A 22,302-nucleotide genomic window follows, 5' to 3' on the forward strand; every position below is an offset into this window, starting at 1 on the left:
GCCCCCTAGACCGGCTCGGCCTCGACCAGCGGGAAGATCCCGGTCGGGATGACCCTGCGCAGGCGGAGCCCGGCCTCGGCGAACATGCGGACCATCTCCGGCCTGGTGCGGCACCGGCCCCGCCCGAGGCCGAGCACGAACAGGTCGTGCAGTTTGCCGACGTCGTACCTGTTGTCCGAACGGGCCAGCCCGTCCAGCGTCACCACGCGGCTGTGCTCGTGCATGGCCGCGCGCACGTTGCGCAGGATCCGCACGGCCTGCTGGTCGTCGAAGTCGTAGAAGACCCTCTTGAGCAGGTACAGGTCGCCGCCCTCCGGCACGGAGACGAAGAAGTCGCCGCTGACGATCTCGCACCGGTCCGCCACGCCGTTCTCCTGGAGCAGCGGCAGGGCGTGCGGCGCGACGTGCGGCAGGTCGAAGAGCACGGCACGCATGCCGGGGTTGGCGCGCAGGATGCCGGCGAGCATCTGGCCCGTGCCGCCGCCGAGGTCGACGAGCGTCTTGACGTCGCCCCACCGGTAGGCGGGCAGGACCGCGCGCAGTTCGTGCTCGGTCATGCACCAGATCTCCGCCTCGAACTGGGCGCGGAAGGTCTCGTCGTGCTCCATCCGCTTCCAGTAGGACTCGCCGTGCACGTGGGCGAAGGTGTCCTCCCCGGTGCGCACGGCGTGGTCGAACCGGATCCACGCCTCCAGCTCGGGGCGGATGAGCTGGAACATGCGCCGCACCGTGTAGGGATGGTCGCTGCGCAGCACCTGCGACGCCTCGGTCAGCGCGAACCTGGCCTGCCGGTCCTCCACGAACAGGCCCTGGCCGCACAGCGCCCGCAGCATCCGGTGGAGCGAGTCGGCGTGCGTGCCGGTCCGCTCCGCCAGTTCCTCGGCTGTCCTGGGCTCGTCCGCGAGCAGGTCGGGGATGCCGAGGTCGCACACCACCCGCAGCGCGATGGGGGTGATGTAGTCACCCAGCCTGGTGATATGGGCGATGGCCTCCACCGGCGGGGCCTCGGTTACATCCAGCACGTCCAGCACCTCCATCGCGTTTCTTGCTTCTCTGCACACAATAGGGCTTGTATCTTGCCTGTAGAAGACCATCCCGACTCTCGCGGAGGTTCCTGTGGCGAGCCTGGCCGACGACACCGTCATCGAACCCACGGGTCCGGACTCGTTCCGCGCCAAACTGCGCGAGGAGTGGTCGGTGTGGGGCGCCAACGGGGGATATCTCGCCACCATGGCGCTGCGGGCCGCCGGGGCCGTCGCGCCGGACGGCTCCCGGCCGGCCAGCGTCAGCTGCCAGTTCGCGGGCGTGCCGGCCTTCGACGAGGTGGACATCTCCGTCGAGCGGGTGCGGGCCACCCGGCGGGCGAGCGCGCTGCGGGTGCGCATGACGCAGTACGGCAAGCCGGTGCTGGACGCGCACGTCTGGGCCGTCTCCTCCGCGCTGCCCGGGCCGGACCGGGCGTGGATGGCTCCCGCCGAGCTGGCTCCGCCCGAGGAGCTGACCGAGCTGAACGAGCTGGTGGTCCGCGACGGCATCCCGGTGCTGCCCATCTGGGTGCACTGTTACGAGGTGCGGCTGACGGAGTGGCAGCAGGGGGAGTGGACGCCGCAGCAGGGCGTTCCGACCGTGCTGGGCTGGATGCGGATGCGTGAGCCGCTGCCGTCCGGCGCCGACGCGTGGCTGGCCGCCGGACGGGTCGCCTTCGCCGCCGACATCGCCCAGTTCCCGGCCGTCGTGCAGGCCTTCGACACCGAGGAGCTGACGTTCATCGCGCCCAGCATGGACCTGTATGTGTCCTTCCACGGGGAGTCGGACGCCGAATGGCTGCTGCTGGAGGCCGAGGGGACGGGCGCGGGAGGCGGCCTGCTCGGCGCGCGGGCCCGCATCTGGTCCCCCGACGGCCGGCTCCTCGGCACCGGCGCCCAGCAGATGCTCTTCCGCGACGTCGGACGCGGCTGGCGGTGAGCCGCCGGCCGCGCCCCGCGTCGTCGGTTGTGAGCCGCCGAGGCCCGCGCCCTGGCTGAGCCGCGGCCCCCTCATGCCCCCGTCAACGAGGCGTGAGGGCGACCGGCAGGCTCCGCAGCCCGCGCACCACCGGGTTGCGGCGCACGCGCGGCCGGGCGGCCTGCGCCCGCCTGCGCACCCGGCCCTCGCGCCGGGCCGCCTCCTCGGCCTCGGTGACCGGGCAGATCCGCCGGGCCGGGCCCGCCTGCTCCAGGTGCTCGGTCACGGCCAGCAGGGTCGTGACGGCGATCCGCGCCTCCATCCTGGCCAGCGGCGCGCCGAGGCAGAAGTGGATGCCTACCCCGAAACCGAGATGCTCGCGCGCGGCGCGCCGCAGCACGAACGCGTCGGGCTCGTCGTGCAGCCCCGGATCGCGGTTGGCCGACCCCTGGAGCAGCAGCACCCTGGAGTCGGCGGGGATCAGCGTCCCGGCCGCCTCGGCCTCGCGCCGGGTGATGCGCCACACCGCCTGCACGGGCGCGTCGTAGCGCAGGGACTCCTCCACGTACGCCTCGGCCAGGGACGGGTGCTCGCGCAGGGCCCGCTGCAGGGCGGGGTCGGCCAGCAGAGCCGCCAGCCCGTTGCCGATGAGGTTCGTGGTCGTCTCCGTGCCGCCGATGAGCAGCAGCGTGCAGAACCCCCACAGCTCGTCGGGGCTCAACGGCTCGCTCCCGGTCACCAGCCGGCTGATCAGGTCCTCGCCGGGGCGTACGCGCCGCTCGGCGACGATCTCCAGGAAGTAGGCGCGCATCTCCACGAACGCCCTGGCCGCGCCCGCCGGGTCGAGCCCCACGCCGCCCACCATGGCGTCCGCCCACCGCTTGAAGTCGGCGCGCCGCTCGGCCGGGATGCCCATGAGCCGGGCTATCACGATCACCGGCAGCGGGTAGGCGACGTGCGCGACGTAGTCGGCGACCCCGCCCTCCCGGGCCGCCATCAGCTCGTCCGTGAGCTCGGCCACGATCTGCTCGATCTCCGGCTCCAGCACCCTGATCGCGCCGGGGGTGAAGCGCCTGTTGAGAATCTTGCGGAGCGCGGTGTGCTCCGGGGGGTCGGAGCCCAGCAGGAACCGCACGCCGTCCGGGGTGCCGCCGCGCGGGGCCGAGGAGTAGCTCTCCACGTCCCGGAAGGCGGCGGCGACGTCGGCGTGGCGGCTCAGCACGAAGGCGTCGAGCACGTCGGAGTAGTGCGCCGGGTCGTGCTCGCGCAGCCAGGCGTAGAAGGGGTACGGATTCTCGTTGACCACCGGGTCGAACGGGTTGAACGCCTCCACGGGAAAGCCCTCCACTCAGCGGCCCGGCGCGGCCGGGCCCGCGTCGCCCATCACGGCCTCCACCACGGCCAGCGTGGCCGTCCGAGTCACCCCGACCAGCCGCAGTCCGGCGCCCTCCAGCAGGCCGGCCAGCTCCTCATGGGTGCGGTGGCCGGTCCCCGTCATGACCAGCGTCTGCACGTCGAAGAGCTTGGCCACGTCGAACGCGTCGCCCGGCGGCGGCACGGCCTCCAGAGCGATCAGGCGGCTGTCGGGGCGCATCGCCTCGCGCACCCGGCGCAGCAGCGCGCCGGCCCGCTCGTCGTCCCACCCAGGCAGTACGGTCTTGAGCACGTAACCGCCGGCCCCGGCGGGCACACCGTCGAAGAAGCTCCCGCCGACGATCTCGCACCGGTCCGCGACGCCGGCGGCGGCCAGGACGGCCGGCGCCTGCGCCACCACGTCGGGCAGGTCGAACAGGGTCGCGCGCAGGCCTGGGAACCGGGCCAGCAGCCCGGCGACGAACGTGCCGTTGCCGCCGCCCACGTCCACGACGCTGTCCAGCGCGGCCCAGTCGTAGGCGGGGACGAGCGTGCGCAGGTGCAGCCCGGTGGCGGCGGCCTGCAGCGCGTCGACGCGCCGGCCCTGCGCGGGATGCGCACCGAAGTGATCCCAGTACGGCCGGCCGTGCACCAGTTCGAACGCCGGCCTGCCCGTCCACACGCTGTGGTCGGCGTGCGCCCAGGCCTCGACCTCGGCCGCCAGCAGCGGGAAGGCGTCCCTGAGCGAGAGCGGGTGGTCGGAGCGCAGCGGCTGGGCGAGCGGCGTCAGCTCGAAGCGGTCACCGGCCACCTCGGCGAACACGCCGCGGGAGGCCAGCGCGCGCAGCAGGCGGCGCAGCGAGTCCTCGTGCGCGCCCGTCGCCGCGGCCAACTCGCCGGTGGAGCGGGGCCCTCCGGCGAGGTGGTCGGCCACGCGCAGGTCGCACACCACCCGCAGTGCGAAGGGGACGATGTAGTCGGCCAGCTCGGTCAGCCGCACGAACGCGGCGATGTCCAACCGCCCGCCCCGCCCCTCCCTGGAGGGGGGCTCCCCGTCACCGGCGGACCGCCCCTGGCGGGCGGGGGTGCCGGGGTTCGTCACAGCTCTGGCTCCGCGCCCGCGGCGGCCACCCCCGCGAGCCACCCCATGGTCATGGCGGTGCCGAGGTGCATGCCGTTGGCGATGGCGCCGGGCCCGAAGATCGAGGCCGCGGTGTTGCCGGCGGCGAACAGCCCGGCGATCGGCTGCCCGTCCCAGCCGAGCACCCGGGCGCGCCCGTCGATGCGCGGGCCGCCCTTGCTGCCGATCGCCCCCCGGTGCGCGGCGACGGCGAAGAACGGGGGCTGCTCGACCGTGCCGAGCGTGGGGTGCGGGGCCTTGTGGTCGCCGTTGTATCGGTCGTAGGCGGCGTCGCCCCGGCCGAAGTCCTCGTCGCGACCGGCGGCGGCGAATCCGTTGAACCTGGCCACGGTCTCCTCGAGGGTGCCGGGGTCCACGTCGATCAGCTCGGCGAGCTCCGCGAGCGTGTCGGCGACCAGCACGTGCTTGGGCAGCTTCTGGCCGGGGCTCACCCCGGCGAAGACGTACGCCTCGCGGTACTGGGCGTCGCAGATGGCCCAGGCGGGCAGGTGGCGCGGCCGGTGCGTACCGGGGTCGACCTCGGCTAGGGCCAGCGCGATGTTGTGGCTGGCCTCGTTGACGAAACGCCTGCCGTGCCTGTTGACCCAGAGAGTGTGCGGCATGAAACGCTCGGCCATCAGCATGAGCGGGCGGGGCGTGGCCTCCGGGTCGTCCCAGATGCGGCCCTCGACCGGCGTGACGGGCACGGTCCAGCACTCCGACGGGTGGGCGATCTCGGCGCCCGCCCGGGCGGCCAGGCGCAGCCCGTCACCGCGGCACACGGGGGCCGACAGCGGGTCCCCCATCGGGCCGCCGACCAGGCGGGCCATGAGGCCCCGGTCGTGCTCGAACCCGCCGGCGGCCAGGATGACGCCCCGCCGGACGGTCATCGTGACGCGCTCGCCGCCGCGCTCGGCGACGACGCCGCTCACGCGGCCGTCGGTCCGCAGCAGCTCGACGACCCGGCACTCGTTGACGAGCTCGACGCCCGCCTCCCTGCAGCCGGTGATGAGGCCGAGGACCAGCCCCAGGCCGAGCGTGACCTCGTCGGCTGCGATGCGCCTGCCGATGAGCGAGACGGGGATGGTGGTGCCGCCGTGGACTGCCCCGCCGAACAGCTCGTCGTTGGTCAGCACCATCGGGAACGGCGCCGTCCACACCACGCCGTCCTGGGGACCGATGTCCCCGATGTCGAGCGGTTTGACCTCCAGGTGGCGGCCGCGCTCGCGGCCTCCGGGCGACTCGGCCAGCGTGTCCGGGTAGGCCATCGTCGCGAACTCGATGGGCGTGTGCTTCTCCACGAAACGCGCCATGGCCGGGGCCGCCCGCAGGTAGGCCTCGACCAGCTCGGGATCGCGGCCGTCGGCGTGGTCGGCGCAGTACTCGCGGGCCGCGTCGAGGCTGTCCTCGATGCCCTGCTCGGCCATCCGGTGGTTCGCGGGCACCCAGATGGCCCCGCCCGACATACCGGTCGTGCCGCCCCAGCGCTGGTGCGCCTCCAGCACGATCACCGTCGCGCCGGAACGCGCGGCGGCCAGCGCGGCTGTCAGCCCGGCACCGCCGGAGCCGACCACGATGACATCGGCCTGTCCTTCAGCTATCGACATGAGCGTCCTTCCGCACAGCCTCGACGATGGGGTGGACCGCCGTCTGATGGACCGCGGACACCCGCAGGCCTGCGGCGGCGAGCAGGTCGGTGAGCTCTGCGCGGGTGCGCACCCGCCCTCCGGTGAAGACCATGAGGAACAGGTCGTACATCCCCGGCAGGTCGGTGACGCCGTCCGGCTCCATGATCAGCAGGCGGCTCGACGGGGTCATCGCGGCGGCGACGGCCTGCAGCAGCTCGGCCGCGCGGTCGTCGGGGAAGGTGCATAGCACCCGCTTGAGCACGTAGGAGCCGGCGGGGAGCGGGACCGACGTGGCGTCGCCGGCCACGACCGTGACCCGGTCGGCCACCCCGGCCAGCGTCTCCTCGGCGCCCTCCAGGGCCGCGGGCAGGTCCACCAGCGCTCCGCGCAGCCCCGGGTGGGCGGCCAGCAGCCCGGCGAGGAAGGCGCCGCTGCCGCCGCCGACGTCCACCACGGTGCCGAGTTCGGCCCACGGATAGGCGCGCAGCGCCGCCCGCAGCTCGACCCGTCCCGCGTCGCGTTGCGCTGTGTCGTAGCGCCGCAGGTCGTCGGGGTGGGTGGCGAGGTAGTCCCAGAATTCCTGGCCGTGCACCTTGGGGAAGGCGGGCTCACCCGTGCGCATCACGTCGAAGTAGCCGGCCCAGGCGTACAGTTCGGCGGGCATGAGGGAGAGCTGTCCCCGCATCGAGTACGGGTGGTCGGAGCGCAGCAGCTCGGCCAGCGGCGTCAGGCCGAAGACCCGCTCGGACACCTCGGTGAAGATGCCGTTGCAGGCCAGCGCCCGCAGGGCGCGCAGCAGCGCCGAGGCGTCGGTGCCGGTCTCCTTGGCCAGCTCGTCCACGTGGCGCGGCCCTCCGGCCAGGTGGTCGGCGACGCGCAGCTCGGCGGCGGAGCGGATGGTGTGCGGCACGATGTAGTCGGTCAGGTCGATCAGCCGCAGCATGGCGGCGATGTCCACTCCGGAGCGCCTCATGCCCTGCCTCCCTCGGCGGCCCCTTCGGGCACTCCCTCGACGATCACCAAGGTGGGGGTGCGGATCACCCGGTTCAGCCTGATCCCTCCGGCCGCGAACAGCTCGGCGAACTCCTCCTCGGTGCGGGCGTGCCCGCCGAAGAGCACGAGCTGCTTGATGTCCATGACCTTGCCGATGTCGTAGGCGTCGCCGGGCAGGGGGACGGCCTCCAGCACCACGATGCGGCTGTGCGGGGCCATCGCCCGGCCCACGACCTCGACGATCCGCCTGGCCCTGGTGTCGTCCCAGTCGTGCAGGATCGTCTTGAGCAGGTAGGCGTCCGCGCCGGGCGGCACCCGTTCGAAGAAGTCGCCGCCCACGGTCTCCGCCCGGTCGGCCACTCCTGCCTTCGTCAGCTCCTCGCGCGCCCTGCCGATCACGTGCGGTAGGTCGAACAGCGTGGCCCTGATGTTCGGGTACCTGGCCAGCAGCTCGGCGGTGAAGGCTCCGTTGCCGCTGCCGACGTCCACGAGGGTCTCCAGCGACCCCCAGTCGTAGGCGGGCAGCAGGGTGCGCACCATCAGCACGTGGAGGGTCTGCACGGACCTGTCGAAGCGGGCGCACTCCTCCGGGAAGTCGACGAAGTAGTCGTAGTACTCGGCGCCGTGCACGTGCTCGAACCCGGTCCGGCCGGTGCGGATGCTGTGCGCGGTGTGCGCCCAGGCCTGCACGTCGTCGGGCATCAGCGGGAAGGTGCCCTGCAGGGAGTGCGGGTGGTCGCTGCGCATGAACTCGGCCATCGGGGTGAGCGCGAAGACGCCCGGCTCGACCTCGGCGAAGATCTCCTTGACCGACAGGGCGCGTAGCACGCGCTCGACCGCGCCCGAGTGGAGGCCGAGCGCCGCGGCCACGTCGGTGGCCCGCCGCGGCCCCTCCGCGAACTCGTCAGCGATCTTGAAGTCGCCGACCACCCGCACCGCGAACGGCACGATGTAGTCGGCCATCTCGGCCAGCCGCCGCATGTCGGCCAGGGGCGCGCTCACTTGATCGTGCCCGCGACGCGCAGGTGCAGCGGCCCTCTGATGCTGACGTTGGGCTTGTACTCCAGGGAGCCCGGCACCAGGTGCGGCTCGGCCAGCCGTTCGGCGAGCACCTCGATGACCACTCTGGCCTCCAGCCTGGCCAGGTCGGCTCCCATGCAGAAGTGCGGGCCCGCCGCGTACGCCAGGTGGTTGTTCGCCCCGCGGTGCAGGTCGAAGCGGTCGGCGTCGGGGAAGGCGACGCTGTCCCGGTTCGCGGCGGCGAGCAACAGCAGAACCGAGAAGCCGGCGGGGATGACGGTCCCGTTCAGCTCGATGGGCCGCGTCGCCGTGCGCCCGGTGAGCTGCGCCGGGGAGTCGTAGCGCAGGGTCTCCTCCACGGCGGCGCCGGCCAGGGACGGGTCCCGCTGGACCTGCGCGAGCTGGTCGGGGTGGCGCAGCAGGGCCAGGAAGGTGTTGCCGATCAGCCCCACCGGGTTCTCGTGGGCCGCGACCGCGAGCAGCACGCAGGTGTCGAGCAGCTCCTGCTCGCCGAGCCGGTTGTCGCCGTCGCGGACGTGGACGAGCCGGGAGACCATGTCCTCGCCCGGGCGCTTCCTGCGTTCCTCGATGAACGGGCGGAAGTAGTCCTCGAAGTCGCTGCGCGCCTTGGCGACCGCCGCGTTGAACTCGGGATCGGGGAACATCTGCGGGTCGATGTGGTGGGTCAGCAGCCGCGTCCAGTCGCGGAAGACCTCCACGTCGGAGTGCGGCAGGCCGAACAGCTCGCAGATGATGCGGCCGGTGACCTGGTAGCCGATGTGCTGCGGCAGGTCGAAGTCGTCGGCGTCGGCCACCTCGGAGAGCAGGTCGTGGGTGATCTGCCTGATGCGTGGTTCGAGCGCGTCCACGACGCGGGGCGGGAAGGCCTTGGCGGTCAGCCCGCGCAGCCGCGTGTGCTCGGGCGGGTCCAGGGAGAAGAAGGACGGCGAGTCGGGGCGCAGGCTGCTGACCGTGCGATCCCGCAATACCTTCGATGTGTCCGCGTACCTGCCCACGACGACGGTCTGCACCGCGGGCATGACGCAGGGGCTCGACTCGCGCAGCGTGGCCAGAAGCGGATAGGGGTCGGGCCGCGCCGACTGGTCGAACAACTTGCCGAGCGCGATCTGCACCTGGATGCTCATCTGCTCACCCGTCCGTATCCTCTTGTCCGGCAAAACCAAGATAGCGGATACATCTTGCCGGGCCAACGCTCGCTTCTACATACTTGTTTCTATGCAAGCCGCAGGCTCCGCGCTTCTGGCCCGATACGACGCGGTCGACCCCGAGGTGGTGGCCAACCCCTACCCGGAGTTCGCCAGGCTGCGAGCCGCCGGCCCGCTGTGCCGCATCGGCCCGGGCACGTACGGTGTCGTCCGGCACGCCGAGGTCGCCGCCCTCCAGAAGGACCCACGGCTCAGCCACTCCTTCCCCAAGGACTTCTACCGCCTGTCGGTGGGCGACGGCCCGACCGCGGAGTGGCTGCCCAGGCTCATGGCCGGGGCCGACCCGCCCGAGCACACCCGCCTGCGCCGGCTGGTCGCGGTAGCGTTCCGGCCGCACGTCATCCGCAACCTCCGGCCGCGGATCGAGCAGCTGGTCGACGGCTACATCGAGGCGGGACTCGAACGGGGCGAGTTCGACGCGGTGCGTGACCTGGCCTTCCCGCTGACCACCACGCTGCTCTGCGAGCTGATCGGCATCCCGTCGGAGCGGTGGCCCGAGATGCCCCAGGCCACCGACCTGGGGCTGGCGTTCACCGGCCGGATCTTCGACCGTCCGGACGCCGGCGCGGAGGCGGCCGACGAGGCGCTGGAGTGGATGCGGGCGCTGATCAGGGAACTGATCGAGGTGCGCCGCCGCGAGCCCGCCGAGGACCTGCTGTCCGACATGCTGGCGGCCGAGGCCGACGGTGACCGGCTCACCTACGAGGAGATCGTCGACAACACGCTGATGACGTTCGGCGCCGGGTTCGAGACCTCCATCGGGATGATCGCGACCGGTTACGACGCGCTGCTGGACCACCCCGGCGAGCTGCGCAGGCTGCGGGACGACCCGTCGCTGGTGCCGCTGGCGGTGGAGGAGTTCCTGCGCTACGACGCGCCGATCCAGGCGGGCGTGCGCCGGGTGCTGGAGCCCGTCGAGATCGGCGGCAGGGTGCTGCGGCCGGGCCGCGCCCTGGTCCTGCTCATCGGCGCGGCCAACCACGACGAGCGGGTCTTCGCCGACCCGGCGCGGCTCGATGTCGGGCGCGACCCGAACCCGCACGTCAGCTTCGGCGGCGGCTGGCACCTGTGCCTGGGGGCCGCGCTGTCCCGGCTGGAGGGCGAGATCGTCTTCGGCCGCCTGCTGGAGCGCTTCTCCTCCATCGAGCGCGCGGCTCCAGCCGTGCGCCGCCCGAGCCCGAACTTCCGCACGCTCGACAGCGTCCCCGTACGGGTCAGGCCGTGACGCGTCTCAAGGTGGACGCGCTGGCGCTCGGGCTGGCGCACGACCCCTACCCCCTGTATGCCCGGATGCGGGCCGCCGGCCCGCTCGTCCCGGCCGGGCCCGGCACGTTCGCGGTGCCGCGGCACCGCGAAGTGGAGGAGCTGCTGCGCGACCCACGGCTCTCGCATCGCTTCCCCGACTCCTTCCGCCGGTTCGCGGTGGGCGACGGGCCCACCTGTGCTCTCCTGCAGCGCATCGTGTCGAGCCAGCGGCCCCCCGGGCACGCCCCCGTGCGCGCCTGGCTGTCCGGCCTGCTCGCGACGCTCGCCTCCGAGCGGTGGTGGGCCGAGGCGGCAGCCCACGTCGACGACCGGGTGGTGGCGCTCGTGTCGGAGGGCGGCTTCGACGCGGTGGCCGACCTGGCCGCGCCACTGTCGGTCGACCTGGTCTGCGACCTGCTCGGGCTGGACGGCGATGCCCGCGCCGAGGTGGCCGTCATCGCCGGCGTACTGGGCCGCGCCCTGACCGCGCTGCGCCTGTCGGACGACGACCGGGCCGCCTCCGACGCGGCCGTCGTGCGGGCCGGTGAGCTGCTCCGGGCGAGGCTGCCGGAGCTGCCCGGCGCGCCCGCCGGGCACGCCGACGCCGCCCTGGACAACCTGGTCTTCGTCTGCTTCACCGCGATCGAGATGATCGCCGGAGCGCTGGCGACGTGCTGCGCGGTGCTGGTCCGGCATCCCGGCGAGCTGGCGTGGCTGCGCCGCACCCCGGACGGGCTCGCCACGGCGATCGCCGAGCTGCTCCGCTTCGACTCGCCGACGCAGGGCACGGCCCGGCTCGTGACCGAGCCGATCGAGGTGGACGGGCAGCCCGTCCGGCCGGGCCGGATCCTGTTCCTCCTGCTCGGCTCCGCCAACCATGACGAGCAGGTCTTCACCGACCCCGCCCGGCTCGACCTCGGCCGGCGAGACAACCCCCACCTCAGTTTCGGCGGCGGACCCTACCGATGCCTGGGCGCTTCCCTGGCGACGCGCCTGGCCGAGGCGACCGTCGGCAGCTTGCTGCGCGCCTGCGCCGCGCTCGAACCGGCGGCCGCGCCCGAGCGGCATCCGCCTTCGACGTTCTGCCGCTCCTACGCGAAGATTCCCATCCTCGCCAAAGCGGTATAGCGGTAGAGCCGACACTTCAGGGAGGTTCACATGGCAGGTCAACTCGGCTACTTCGCGCTGCCGAGCAACGATCCGCAGGCCAGCATGGTTTTCTACGGCGGGCTGTTCGGCTGGCAGTTCGACGAGGAGAGCGAACACGGCGGACACCACATCCTCAACACCGCCGAGCCGTTCGGCTGCGTCGGCGGCGCCCGCGACGGTGTGCCCACCCTCTACTTCACCGTGGATGACATCCACGAGGCCGTCAAACGGGTCCGCGAGCTCGGCGGCGAGGCGGACGAGCCCGTGCTGCGCGAGTCGGGCTGGGACGCCGCCTGCCGCGACAGCCAGGGGCTGGTCTTCAACCTGTGGCAGGCCACATGAGCGGACGGCGCCGGATGAACATGCCGGCGATGCTGCGGCTGATGGAACTGGCGGACTACGTGATCCCGTTCGCGCTGCGCGCCATGGCCGAGCACCGGGTGGCGGACCACCTGGCCGCCGGACCGCGGACCTCCGCGGAGCTGGCGGCGGCCACCGGGCTGCACCGCGACACCCTCGAACGCCTCCTGCGGGCGCTGACGTGCAAGGACGTCTTCGCGGAACCGGAGCCGGGGGTGTTCGCGCTGAGCCCGCTGGCCGAGCCGCTGCGCAGCGACCACCCGCACTCGCTGCGCGAGTCGGCGCTGCTCGAACCGGCGGAGGTGCAGGCGTGGGCCGACGTGATCCACAGCCTGCGCACCGGGTCGGCCGCGTTCGACCACGTGCACGGCCGCAGCTATCACGACTGCGGCGGCCCGGCGCCGCACGCCGACCGGGTGCAGGCCCCGCACGCCCTGCTCGCGCACACCCTGCTGCCCGCCTACGCCTGGGAGCAGATCTCCCACCTCGTGGACGTGGGGTGCGGCGTGGGAGCCTTCACCGCGGCGCTCCTGTCGGCCAACCCGGCGATGACGGCCACGCTGCTCGACCGGCCCGACGTCATCGACGCGGCGGCGGAAACCGTCCGGCGGGCCGGCGTGGCCGACCGCGCGGCCATGGTGGCGGGCGACTTCTTCGACGAGGTGCCCAAGGGCGCCGACGCCTACCTGCTCAAGGCCGTGCTCAAGGAGTGGGACGACGACGTGGCCGCCCGCATCCTGGCCTCCGTCCGCGCGGCCATGCGCCCGGACTCCCGCCTCCTGGTGCTGGAGGCGCTGCCCGACCCCGACGACGACAGAAGGCTCGGCCGCATGCTGGACGTGGAGCAGCTCGTGCTGCGCGGCTCCCCCGCCAGGGACTACGACGCCCTGTGCACGCTGCTCCGCACGGCGGGGCTGCGTCCGGTGCATCTGGTGCGCACGCCGACGCTCACCGTCATCGAGGCCCGCGGAAAGGACTGGGCATGACCGAGGGCACGATCGACGTCGACTCCCTGCGCAGACTGGCCGAGCTGGCCGACTACACGGTGCCCACCACCATCAGGGCGCTGGCCGAGCTGCGCGTCGCCGACCGGCTGGCCGACGGCGACCGTACCGTCGAGGAGCTGGCCGAGGCCGTGGGCGCCCACGCGCCTTCGCTGCTGCGGGCGATGCGCGGCCTGGCGGCGCTCGGGGTCTTCACGGAGGTGGCGCCGGGCCGGTTCGCCAACAGCGACATGTCCGACCTCATGCGGGCGGACCGGCCGCACTCGCTCCAGGGCTGCCTGCCGCTGATGCAGGCCGACCTGCAGGCGTGGGCGGCGCTCGACCACACGCTGGCGACGGGTGAGCCCGCCTTCCCCCGGGTCCACGGCGAGACCTACTACGAGTACCTGGCGCGCAGGCCGGCGGAGAGCGCCCGCTTCGACGCCTCCCAGCAGGGCGCGACCCAGCTGGAGCTGCGGGCGGCGCTGCGAGGCTACGACTGGGGCGCTCTCGGCACGCTCGTGGACGTGGGCGGCGGCAACGGCACGTTCCTCGCCGGGGTTCTGCAACGCCATCCCGGGCTCCGGGGCGTGCTGTTCGACCTGCCGTTCGTGGTCGAGCTGTCGGAGCCGGTCCTGGCCGAGCACGGCGTCGCCGACCGGTGCGAGGTGGTCGGCGGCAGCTTCTTCGATGGCGTGCCCGCCGGCCACGACGCCTACCTGCTCAAGCGCACGCTCTACAACTGGGACGCCGAGTCGGCGGTGCGCATCCTGCGGTCGGTGCGGCAGGCCATGCGGCCCGGCAGCCGCCTGCTCATCTTCGAGCCGACCAGCCGCCCCGGCGACCGTTTCGACGTCGCCCGGTTGACCGACGTCATCATGCTGGTGTTCACCGGCGGCGCCCTGCGCACCATCGAGCAGCTCGAAGCCCTGCTGGACGAGGCCGACCTGCGGCTGCTCCGCCTCGTCCCGACGCCCATGTTCCCGATCCTGGAGATCGACGGTAAATGACCATCAACAACGCATACGACATCGTCGTCGCCGGTTCGGGGGCGGCGGGGCTGACCGCCGCCCTGGCGGCCGCCGCCGGGGGCGCGTCCGTAGTGGTGCTCGAGGCCGCCGACCGGTGGGGAGGCACCAGCGGGATCTCCGGCGGCGCCGTCTGGGTGCCGGTCAACCACCGCTCCGCCGGCGACAGCGCCGACGACGCGCTCGCGTACTGCGCCCGTCACGCGCCCGGCCGCGATCCCGAGCTGGTCAGGGCGTTCGTCGAGGCCGCGCCGCGGATGGCCCGGTTCGTCGAGGAGCACAGCCCGATCACCTTCACCGCGATGCGCTATCCCGACACCTTCGCCGAGACCCCCGGCGGCCGGGCCGCGGGCCGCCACCTCGAGGTCGCCCCGCTCAAGGTCGGCGCGCTGGGGCCGTGGAACGAGCTGGTCTGGCCCATGCCCTACCCCTCGGTCCTCACCAACGACGAGGTCTTCGGCGGCGGCGTCCACGGCGGCGGCGCGCTGCCGTACGAGCTGCTGCAGCGGCGGATGGCGGCCGACGAGGTGACGATGGGCCTCGGCCTGGTCGTCGGGCTGCTGCACGGCTGCCGTGCGGCGGGCGTCGAGCTGGTGCGCGGGGCCCGGGTCCGTGAGCTCGTCCAGTCGTCCGACGGGACCGTCACCGGCGTGGTCGCCGAGGTCGGCGGCGAGCGGCGCGAGATCGCCGCCAGGCGGGGCGTGGTCCTGGCCAACGGCGGTTTCGAGGCCGACACCGGCCTGTCCCGCCGGCAGCTCGGCTCCCCCGCGCCGGTGCCGCTGGCGCCGCCGGTCAACGACGGCGACGCGCTGCGCATGGCGCTGGCCGCGGGCGCCGAGCCCGCCCACCTGGGCGAGAGCTGGTGCTGGCCGGCCGTCCAGGTGCCCGGTGAGACGTGGGAGCTCGCGCCTGGGGTACCGCGCCCCCGCATGGTCGTCAGCGAACGCACCATGCCGCACGTCCTCTGGGTCAACCAGCACGGCCGGCGCTTCGTCAACGAGGCCACGCACAACTGCTGCCTGGCCCTGGCCGAGACGGATCCGAGCACCCACCAGCCGCGCAACGGCCCGGCCTGGGCCGTCGGCGACGCGCAGTTCCGCGAGCGGTACGCCGTGGCGGGCGTGGCTCCCGGCCAGCCCGCCCCCGACTGGCTGATCACCGCCGACAGCCTCGCCGAGCTGGCCGGCCTGCTGGGCGTCGACGCCAAGGCGCTGGAGGAGACGGCCGCCAGGTTCAACGCGGGCGCGCGCGAGGGCCACGACCCGGACTTCGGCAGGGGCGAGAGCGTCTACGACCGTTACACCGGCGACCCGATGGCGCCGCATCCGACGCTCGGCACCGTCGAGGTGCCGCCATTCTTCGCTCTGCCGCTGCACCGGGGCACCATCGCCACCAAGGGCGGCGCCAGGACCGACGGGGCGGCCCGGGTGCTGCGCTGGGACGACACGCCCGTTCCCGGCTGCTTCGCGGCGGGCACGGCCGCCGCGGCGCTGTTCGGCCCCGGGGCGATCGCCAACGGCATGCATCTGAGCTTCGCGATGACGTGGGGCTGGCTGGCCGGCACGACCGCGGCCGGGCGGCGCTGATGTCCCGGCCCCCGGGCGTGCTGCCGCCGCGCTTCGACCCGCTCGATCCCGAGGTGATCGCCGACCCCTACCCATTCTACGCCCGCCTGCGGCAGGCGGGACCGGTCTGCCGGGCAGGGGTCGGCACCTGGATGGTGCTGCGCTACGCCGACGTGTCGGCGCTGCTCAACGACAAGCGGCTGGGCAACCGCAGGGCGGGCGAGGACGGCAGCACGCCGCTGTTCGGCGCCGGGCCGTCGGGCACCCTGTCGCAGCGGATCATCGCGGGCCGCGAGGGGCCGGACCACGTGACGCTGCGCGGCCTGCTCACCCGCTCGCTGGCCGCCGCCCGCTCGCGGGGGTGGCGGCCGCGGGTGGAGGAGCTGGTGGACGAGCTCCTGGAGCCCGGTCTGGACGGCGCTCCCTTCGACGTGGTCGCCGACCTCGCCTTCCCTCTGCAGGCCAGGATCGTGTGCGAGCTGCTCGGCCTGCCTCCCGCCGAGCGGGAGCGGATCTGGCCCGCCGCCGTCGACCTGGGCCGCGCCTTCATCCCCTACCGCTTGCCCACCCCCGAGGCCGCGGCGGCGGCCGACCGGGCCGTGGCCCACCTGCGCGAGTGCGTGAGCGGTTGGTTCGACGAGCGGGCCCGCGACCCGCGCGACGACCTGATCTCGCACCTGGCGTCCGGGCTGGGCCGCGACGGGCTCGACCGCGCCGACCTCGTCGACAACCTGGTGTTCCTGCTGTTCGCCGGGTTCGAGCCGACCATGAACATGGTGGCCAACGGCCTGTCCGCCCTGCTCGCCCACCCCGGGGAGCAGGCCCGGCTGGCCGCCGACCCCTCCCTGACGAGCACGGCGGTGGAGGAGTTCCTGCGCTACGACGCGCCGACCCAGTACACGATGCGGATCGTGCGCGAGCCGATCGAGCTGGGCGGCCGGGTGTTGCGGCCGGGCCGGTTGCTGCTGCTCGTGCTCGGCTCGGCCAACCGCGACGAGCGGCGCTTCGCCGAGCCGGACCGGCTGGACGTGAGCCGCCACCCCAACCCGCACGTGAGCTTCGGCGGCGGCGCCCACCACTGCACGGGCTGGGCCCTCGCCCGGGTCGAGGGCGAGGCCGTCGTGGCCCGCGTGCTGTCCCGCTGCGCCGCCATCGAACCCGCCGGCCCGGCGGTCCGCCTCGACCACCCCAACTTCCGCGCGCACGAGTCGCTGCCCGTGCGCCTGCGCGCCGCCTGACGGCCCGAGAGAGGGAAACGGACACGTGCCACGACTGGACGGCAGTACCCACATCAACCTGACGGTGACCGACCTGGAACGCAGCACCGAGTGGTACGCCAGGGTGTTCGGCTTCGTCGTGGTCAACGACGTCGCCCCGCCCGACTACGACTTCCGCTTCCGGACGCTGGTGCACCCGCAGTCGTTCGCCTCGGTGGTGCTCGGCCAGCCGGCGGGGGCCGGCCCAGACGTCTTCGACGAGCACCGGGTGGGGCTGCACCACCTCGGCTACCACGTGCCCGAGCGGGCCGACCTGGACGAGTGGGCGGCGCACCTCGACGGCATCGGCGTCGAGCACTCCGGCATCACCGTCTCCAACCACGAAGCCGGCGCCCAGGTGTGGCTGCGCGACCCCGACAACATCTGGATCGAGTTCTACTGGGTGAACCGGAGCTTCTTCGCCGATCGGCTGCGCCAGCGCTGGCGGGAGGCCCGCCGGGCCGGCAGGTCCGACTGGACCTCCTTCCTGGCCGCGCCTCCCGTGGAACGTTAGGACCGCCCGGCGTGCGGGGCGGCCCGCTAGGGCAGCGCCTCCTCGCTGCGCGCCACCACCAGGTCGCCGAGCACCAGCAGGTCCATGGCCGCGCCGCGCACGTAGGTGGAGACCGCCTCGGCCGGGGTGTTCACGATCGGCTCGCCGGCCAGGTTGAAGGAGGTGTTGACCACCAGCGGCACCCCGGTGGCCTGGCGGAAGGCGTCGATCAGCGACCAGTAGGCGGGGTTGGTGGCCCGGTCCACGTACTGCGGCCGGGCGGAGCCGTCCACGTGCGTGACGGCGGGCACGCGGGTGCGCAGGCCGGCGCGCACCTGGCCGGCCGCCAGCATGAACCGCGCGGGATGTCCGACGTGGGTGGCCATCACGTCGTCGACATGCTCGCCGAGGACGCTGGGGGCCACGGGCCGCCACATCTCCCTGCCCTTGAGCAGGTTGAGGCGTTCGAGGTTCCGGCGGTCACGCGGGTCGGCCAGGATGCTGCGGGTGCCGAGCGCCCGCTGGCCGATCTCGCCCCGGCCGCGGGCCCAGCCGACGATCCGCCCGTCGGCCAGGGCCTGGGAGACGTGCTTGGTCAGCTCCTCGTCCGACAGCCGCCGGAAGGCCAGCCCTTCGGCGCGCACGGCCTCCACGGCGGGGTCGAGCGGGGTGTCCTGGCCCCAGTAGGCGTGCTCGATGGTGATGGGCGCGAAGTGACCGCCCCTGCGCGCGGCGACCAGGGCGGCGCCAAGGGACACGCCGGCGTCGGTCGGCACGGGCGGGACGTAGACGTGCTCGAAAAGCCCGCTGCGGGCCAGCCGGCCGACCATCGTGCAGTTCATCGCCACGCCGCCGGCGAGCACCAGGGACGGCAGGCCGTACTCCTGCCTCGCCAGCTCGACCAGCCCGAACATGGCCTCCTCCAGCGCCTCCTGGACGGTGGCCGCGAAGTCGGCGTAGGCGATGGGCTCCTCCCCCTCCCGCGCCATGTAGGGGAAGTGGCCGCAGAAGGCGGGGGTGATGTTGCGTTCGAAGGTCGGGTAGTAGGCCGCCAGCGGCCCCAGCGCGGCGACGGCCCGGCTGTCGCCCAGTTCCGGCAGCTCGGCCTCGGGGAAGGCGAAGTCGTAACCGCCGGCGCTGCGGCGCAGACCGACCCCCGACGGGTTCGGGCGGCCGTAGGCGGCCAGGCCCATCAGCTTGCCGGTGCCCCAGTCGCCGAAGCCGGCCCACTTGGAGGCGGCCGTGTAGAAGAAGCCGAGCGACTGGGAGACCGGCCACTGCCTGAGGATGTCGATCTCGCCGTCCCTGCCCCTGGCGATCGTCGCGGACTGGTCCTCGCCCGCGCCGTCCACCACCAGGATCGCCACGTCGTCCCGGCCGCAGCTGTAGTAGGCGCTGGCGGCGTGGGCGACGTGGTGGGGCACCCACGTGACCGGCGGCATCCGCTCCGGCGGCGAGGCGGGAAAGAGCATGCGGCGCAGTCCGGCCTCGGTGAAGCGGCGGTTGTTGCCCAGCGGCGTGCCCCTGAAGTCCCAGCCGATCGCGATCTCGTCGATGGAGTCGATCGAGACGCCCTCCGCGTCGAGGCAGGCCTGGATGGCCATGACCGGCGGCTGGGCGAGCGCGTGCTTGCGCCGGGTGAGCCGTTCCTCCTCCACGAGGAAGACCAGTTCGCCATCGCGTACCAGCGCCGCGGAGGCGTCGTGGAAGCCGATGTTGAGCCCGAGCACGTACCGTGTCATCGACGATCCCCTTCAGCGGCGGCCAGGACGGCCTTGACGATGTTGTGATAGCCGGTGCATCGGCACAGGTTGCCCTTGAGGCCCTGCCGTACGGCCTCCTCGTCGAGCTCGGCCGACTCCTCGATGAGCGAGACGGCGGCGAGCACCATGCCGGGCGTGCAGAATCCGCACTGCACGGCGTGGTGCCGGGCGAACTCCCGCTGCACCGGGTGCAGCCCGTCGGCGCCGGCCAGCCCCTCGATGGTGACGACGTCGCGGCCCCGCGCCTGGGCGGCCAGGACCGTGCACGATTTGACCGACCTGCCGTCGAGCAGGACAGTGCACGCGCCGCACGAGGTGGTGTCGCAGCCGACGTTCGTGCCGGTGAGCCCGGCGACATCCCTGACGAGCTCCACGAGCAGGGTGTGGTCGGGCACCTCCGCCTCGTGCCGGGCGCCGTTGACGGTCAGCTCTACGCGCATGTCTCTCCCCTCAGCTCGCGCAGGGCGCGCGCGGTCAGCACCCGTGCCAGGTGCCTGCGGTAGGCGGCGGAGGCCCGATGGTCGTCCGGCGGGTCGCAGCCCTGGTCGGCCAGCAGCGCGGCGCCGTCGTCCGGCAGGGCCGCCATCACCGCCTCGGCCAGGACCGGGCGGTCCGCCATGCCGGCCAGGGCCACCCTGTCGCCGGCCGCGGCGACAGCGACGACCGCCCATTCGAGCGCGTCGCGGTGGAACTTCTGGTAGCTCCACGGGCGGCCGCGCTGGTCGGGGACTCGCACTTCGGTGATGAGCTCGCCATCGGCAGGTCCGGCGAAACGTGCCAGCGGCTCCTCCCGGCGGCCGTCCGGACCGGCCAGGACGACGCGGGCGTCGAGCGCGAGCAGCGCCACCGGAAGGTCGGCCGCGGGGTCGGCGTGGGCGATGGAACCGCCGATGGTGCCCATGTGGCGTACCTGAGGGTCGGCGATCCGGCCGGCGGCGTGCGCGAGCAGCGGGGCCTTCGCGCGTACGGCCGGCGCCGTGTGGAGCCGGTGGTGGCGGGTGAGCGCGCCGACGGCGAGTACGTCTCCCTCGTCGCGGACGCCGTCGAGCTCGGCCAGCGCGCCGATGTCGATGACGGACCCGGGCCGTACCCTACCCGTCTTGAGCTCCGGGATCAGGGACTGGCCGCCGGCCAGGGCCACGGCCCCGTCCCCCAGCAGAGCCAGCGCCTCGGCGAGGGTCGCGGGGCTGTGAAGCGTGAAACCGTTGTGGATCACGGCCCGGCCCATCCCATCCGGCGCGGCGGGGCGCCCTCCGCGAGCCGGGTGACGATCGCGTCGATGAGCCGCGGGCCCGGCGGGTTGAGGTAGAAGTGGCCGCCGGGGAACACCCGCAGAGCGAAGGAGGCGCTGGTGTACCGCTCCCAGGACCGCGCCTCGTCCTCGTCCACCTCGCTGTCCCGGTCGCCGATCACCGCGGTCACCGGGCAGTCGAGCGGCGGGCCGGGCCTGGCCCGGTAGGTCTCGGCGAGTCGGTAGTCGCTGCGCATCACGGGCAGGAACTCCTCCCGCAGCTCGGCGTTGCCGATCACCTCGGGCGACGCACCGCCGAGCCGGGAGAGCTCCTGCCACAACACCTCGTCGCCGACCAGGTGTCTGGTGCCGCCGCGGTGCCGGTCGGGCGCCGGCTGGCCGGAGACGAACAGGTGGGCGGGCGGCCTGCGCATGCGGCGTGCCGTCTCGTAGGCGACGGCCGCGCCGAGGCTGTGCCCGAACAGCGCCACCGGCACGCCGGTCAGCAGGTACGCGGCCTGCGCGACCGCGTCGGCCATGCGTTCCATGTCCTCCATGAACGGGTCGCCCAGCCGGTCGAGGCGTCCGGGGTACTGCACGGCGTACAGCTCGACGTCGGGCGGCAGCTCGGCCCGCCAGGCGTTGTAGAAGTAGGCGTTGCCGCCGGCGTGGGGAAAGCACAGCAGGCGCACCCACGGCGCCGACACGGGCCGCAACCTCCGTAACCACGTCGTGGTGTCCGCGATCACCGTCATGGCGCCTCCTGTTCCGCCTCGCGTCCGGCCTTGTCCAGCTCGGCGATCTCGGCGCCGTCCAGCAGCCGCGGCGGCGGCGCACTCAGCAGCTCAGGCGGGCCGAGCCGGGTGGTGATCTCCTGCCAGAGCTTGCACAGCGTCAGGTGGTACTGGCCGCGCCTGGCCGCGGGGTCGCCCGCCAGCGCGTCGCGGCGCAGCCGCATCAGGGCGTGCGCGACTCCGGCCGGCCACACCTCCTCGAAGATCTGGCGGTAGCTCGGCGCCTGCGCCGGCCCGAGCACGCCGGCGCTGGGCACGTCGAGGTGGCTGCGGAGCGCCTCGGCGTCCGTGTCGCTGTAGTCGAAGTGCGGCCGGGCGGCCGGGTCGCGGACGGCGCGCGGGAAGTCGGGCCGGGGGCTCCAGACGACCGGGCCGTGGGTGCCGACGAGCTCCAGGTTTCCGGCCTCCGTGCCGATGACGACCCGGTGCATGAGGTGGGCGTAGTTGTCGGGGTCGGCGGGGTCCATCTGGTTCTGGATGCGCAAGGTGACGGGCACGCCGCCGATGACCCCGTCGAGGCTGCGGAAGGGCACGTCCAGGCTGGTCGCCGCGCCGAGGCCGGTCGGCGGGGCGGCCAGGTCGCCCAGCGCCCACGGCCGCACCCCGCCGAGCGCCTGACCGAGGATGTCGAGCAACGAGTAGGCCACCTGGAAGCCGCAGGCGGCGTCGACGTAGCGCGGCCGCTGGCGGCGCAGCAGCTCGGCGACGGTGCCGACGAACCGCCTGACCGGAGCGGTGTTGGTGTAGAAGGGGTTGAGGTGGTAGGTGACCTTGTTCCTGCGCGCCTCGCGCAGGCAGTCGGCCAGCTCGTCGTGGTGGAGCGGGTGCTCCTGCAGGACGTGGATGCCGCGCGCCATGAGGGCCTTGGCGAGCTCCACCCCGGGACCGCCGAGCAGGCCGCCGCGCACGACGACGGCGGCCATCCGCACGTCGCCGGGGATCTGGTCGATGTCGGTGAACAGGGGGACGCCGTGGTGGGCGGCGACGGCGCGGGACCGGTCGCTGCCCCGGGCCAGGATCCCGGCGAGCTCCAGCGGCAGGCCGGGCAGCGCGAAGGCGCGCAGGTACACCTGACCGAAGAGCGCGCCGCAGACCACGACCCGCGTGCGCTCGCTCACGGCGCTCTCCCCTCGCCGGTGTCCGTGCAGCGG

Annotated in this window: 21 protein-coding genes; 9 read left to right on the forward strand and 12 right to left on the reverse strand. The window is 73.5% G+C overall.

Features of this window, described 5'->3' with window-relative positions:
- Positions 1-5: 5 nt before the first annotated feature.
- Positions 6-1,022, reverse strand: a complete 1,017-nt coding sequence (locus FHU36_RS21190) for a methyltransferase (RefSeq protein WP_185085670.1) — start codon at positions 1,020-1,022, stop codon at positions 6-8.
- A 94-nt stretch (positions 1,023-1,116) separates the two neighbouring features.
- Here FHU36_RS21190 and FHU36_RS21195 point away from each other — a divergent pair, with 94 nt between their 5' ends.
- Positions 1,117-1,965, forward strand: coding sequence for an acyl-CoA thioesterase (locus tag FHU36_RS21195; protein ID WP_185085671.1), 849 nt, complete (start codon positions 1,117-1,119; stop codon positions 1,963-1,965).
- 82 nt (positions 1,966-2,047) lie between these two features.
- Here the strand turns inward: FHU36_RS21195 and FHU36_RS46450 are convergent, their stop codons facing one another.
- From FHU36_RS46450 to FHU36_RS21225, 6 genes are read right to left on the reverse strand one after another with little or no spacing between them, the layout of a single operon-like run.
- Positions 2,048-3,277, reverse strand: a complete 1,230-nt coding sequence (locus FHU36_RS46450) for a cytochrome P450 (protein ID WP_185085672.1) — start codon at positions 3,275-3,277, stop codon at positions 2,048-2,050.
- A gap of 15 nt (positions 3,278-3,292) precedes the next feature.
- Entirely contained in the window at positions 3,293-4,399 is a 1,107-nt protein-coding gene (locus tag FHU36_RS21205) for a methyltransferase (protein WP_221496496.1), read from the reverse strand.
- The gene (locus tag FHU36_RS21210; RefSeq protein WP_185085673.1) at positions 4,396-6,024 is read right to left on the reverse strand and encodes an FAD-dependent oxidoreductase; all 1,629 of its coding nucleotides are present in this window, start codon (positions 6,022-6,024) and stop codon (positions 4,396-4,398) included. Before FHU36_RS21210 ends, FHU36_RS21205 begins: the two co-directional genes overlap by 4 nt.
- Positions 6,011-7,018 (reverse strand): methyltransferase, encoded by a 1,008-nt coding sequence (locus tag FHU36_RS21215; RefSeq protein WP_185085674.1) that lies wholly within the window; start codon positions 7,016-7,018, stop codon positions 6,011-6,013. The genes FHU36_RS21210 and FHU36_RS21215 overlap by 14 nt, the downstream gene beginning before the upstream one ends.
- Positions 7,015-8,040: a methyltransferase gene (locus FHU36_RS21220; protein ID WP_221496497.1), complete on the reverse strand. Its 1,026-nt coding sequence runs from the start codon at positions 8,038-8,040 to the stop codon at positions 7,015-7,017. Before FHU36_RS21220 ends, FHU36_RS21215 begins: the two co-directional genes overlap by 4 nt.
- Positions 8,037-9,203, reverse strand: coding sequence for a cytochrome P450 (locus FHU36_RS21225; RefSeq protein ID WP_185085675.1), 1,167 nt, complete (start codon positions 9,201-9,203; stop codon positions 8,037-8,039). The genes FHU36_RS21220 and FHU36_RS21225 overlap by 4 nt, the downstream gene beginning before the upstream one ends.
- A 91-nt stretch (positions 9,204-9,294) precedes the next feature.
- Between FHU36_RS21225 and FHU36_RS21230 the strand changes: the two genes are divergently transcribed.
- Genes FHU36_RS21230 through FHU36_RS21265 form a run of 8 tightly spaced genes read left to right on the forward strand, consistent with a single transcriptional unit; the run spans position 9,295 to position 17,384 of the window.
- Positions 9,295-10,509 carry a cytochrome P450 gene (locus tag FHU36_RS21230; RefSeq protein WP_185085676.1) on the forward strand — a complete coding sequence of 405 codons (1,215 nt, stop codon included), beginning with the start codon at positions 9,295-9,297 and terminating at the stop codon, positions 10,507-10,509.
- The gene (locus FHU36_RS46455) at positions 10,506-11,657 is read left to right on the forward strand and encodes a cytochrome P450 (protein ID WP_185085677.1); all 1,152 of its coding nucleotides are present in this window, start codon (positions 10,506-10,508) and stop codon (positions 11,655-11,657) included. Before FHU36_RS21230 ends, FHU36_RS46455 begins: the two co-directional genes overlap by 4 nt.
- 30 nt (positions 11,658-11,687) lie before the next feature.
- The gene (locus FHU36_RS21240) at positions 11,688-12,020 is read left to right on the forward strand and encodes a VOC family protein (RefSeq protein WP_185085678.1); all 333 of its coding nucleotides are present in this window, start codon (positions 11,688-11,690) and stop codon (positions 12,018-12,020) included.
- On the forward strand, positions 12,017-13,024 hold the full coding sequence (locus FHU36_RS21245) for a methyltransferase (RefSeq protein WP_185085679.1): 1,008 nt from the start codon (positions 12,017-12,019) through the stop codon (positions 13,022-13,024). The genes FHU36_RS21240 and FHU36_RS21245 overlap by 4 nt, the downstream gene beginning before the upstream one ends.
- Positions 13,021-14,031 carry a methyltransferase gene (locus tag FHU36_RS21250; RefSeq protein ID WP_185085680.1) on the forward strand — a complete coding sequence of 337 codons (1,011 nt, stop codon included), beginning with the start codon at positions 13,021-13,023 and terminating at the stop codon, positions 14,029-14,031. Before FHU36_RS21245 ends, FHU36_RS21250 begins: the two co-directional genes overlap by 4 nt.
- A complete protein-coding gene (locus FHU36_RS21255) occupies positions 14,028-15,635 on the forward strand; it encodes an FAD-dependent oxidoreductase (RefSeq protein WP_185085681.1) in 1,608 nt (535 codons plus the stop codon). The genes FHU36_RS21250 and FHU36_RS21255 overlap by 4 nt, the downstream gene beginning before the upstream one ends.
- Positions 15,635-16,852 carry a cytochrome P450 gene (locus FHU36_RS21260; RefSeq protein WP_185085682.1) on the forward strand — a complete coding sequence of 406 codons (1,218 nt, stop codon included), beginning with the start codon at positions 15,635-15,637 and terminating at the stop codon, positions 16,850-16,852. Before FHU36_RS21255 ends, FHU36_RS21260 begins: the two co-directional genes overlap by 1 nt.
- Before the next feature lie 25 nt (positions 16,853-16,877).
- Positions 16,878-17,384 (forward strand): VOC family protein, encoded by a 507-nt coding sequence (locus FHU36_RS21265; protein ID WP_185085683.1) that lies wholly within the window; start codon positions 16,878-16,880, stop codon positions 17,382-17,384.
- Between the two features lie 26 nt (positions 17,385-17,410).
- Here the strand turns inward: FHU36_RS21265 and FHU36_RS21270 are convergent, their stop codons facing one another.
- The 5 genes from FHU36_RS21270 to FHU36_RS21290 are packed head-to-tail and all read right to left on the reverse strand — an operon-like array spanning position 17,411 to position 22,269.
- The gene (locus tag FHU36_RS21270) at positions 17,411-19,105 is read right to left on the reverse strand and encodes a carbamoyltransferase family protein (RefSeq protein ID WP_185085684.1); all 1,695 of its coding nucleotides are present in this window, start codon (positions 19,103-19,105) and stop codon (positions 17,411-17,413) included.
- Positions 19,102-19,566 (reverse strand): (2Fe-2S)-binding protein, encoded by a 465-nt coding sequence (locus FHU36_RS21275; RefSeq protein WP_185085685.1) that lies wholly within the window; start codon positions 19,564-19,566, stop codon positions 19,102-19,104. Before FHU36_RS21275 ends, FHU36_RS21270 begins: the two co-directional genes overlap by 4 nt.
- A complete protein-coding gene (locus FHU36_RS21280; protein WP_312891725.1) occupies positions 19,557-20,342 on the reverse strand; it encodes an FAD binding domain-containing protein in 786 nt (261 codons plus the stop codon). The genes FHU36_RS21275 and FHU36_RS21280 overlap by 10 nt, the downstream gene beginning before the upstream one ends.
- A complete protein-coding gene (locus FHU36_RS21285) occupies positions 20,339-21,112 on the reverse strand; it encodes a thioesterase II family protein (RefSeq protein WP_185085687.1) in 774 nt (257 codons plus the stop codon). The genes FHU36_RS21280 and FHU36_RS21285 overlap by 4 nt, the downstream gene beginning before the upstream one ends.
- A complete protein-coding gene (locus FHU36_RS21290) occupies positions 21,109-22,269 on the reverse strand; it encodes a Gfo/Idh/MocA family oxidoreductase (protein WP_185085688.1) in 1,161 nt (386 codons plus the stop codon). The genes FHU36_RS21285 and FHU36_RS21290 overlap by 4 nt, the downstream gene beginning before the upstream one ends.
- Between the last annotated feature and the right edge of the window lie 33 nt (positions 22,270-22,302).

The sequence above is a fragment of the Nonomuraea muscovyensis genome (assembly GCF_014207745.1).
Lineage (GTDB): Bacteria > Actinomycetota > Actinomycetes > Streptosporangiales > Streptosporangiaceae > Nonomuraea > Nonomuraea muscovyensis.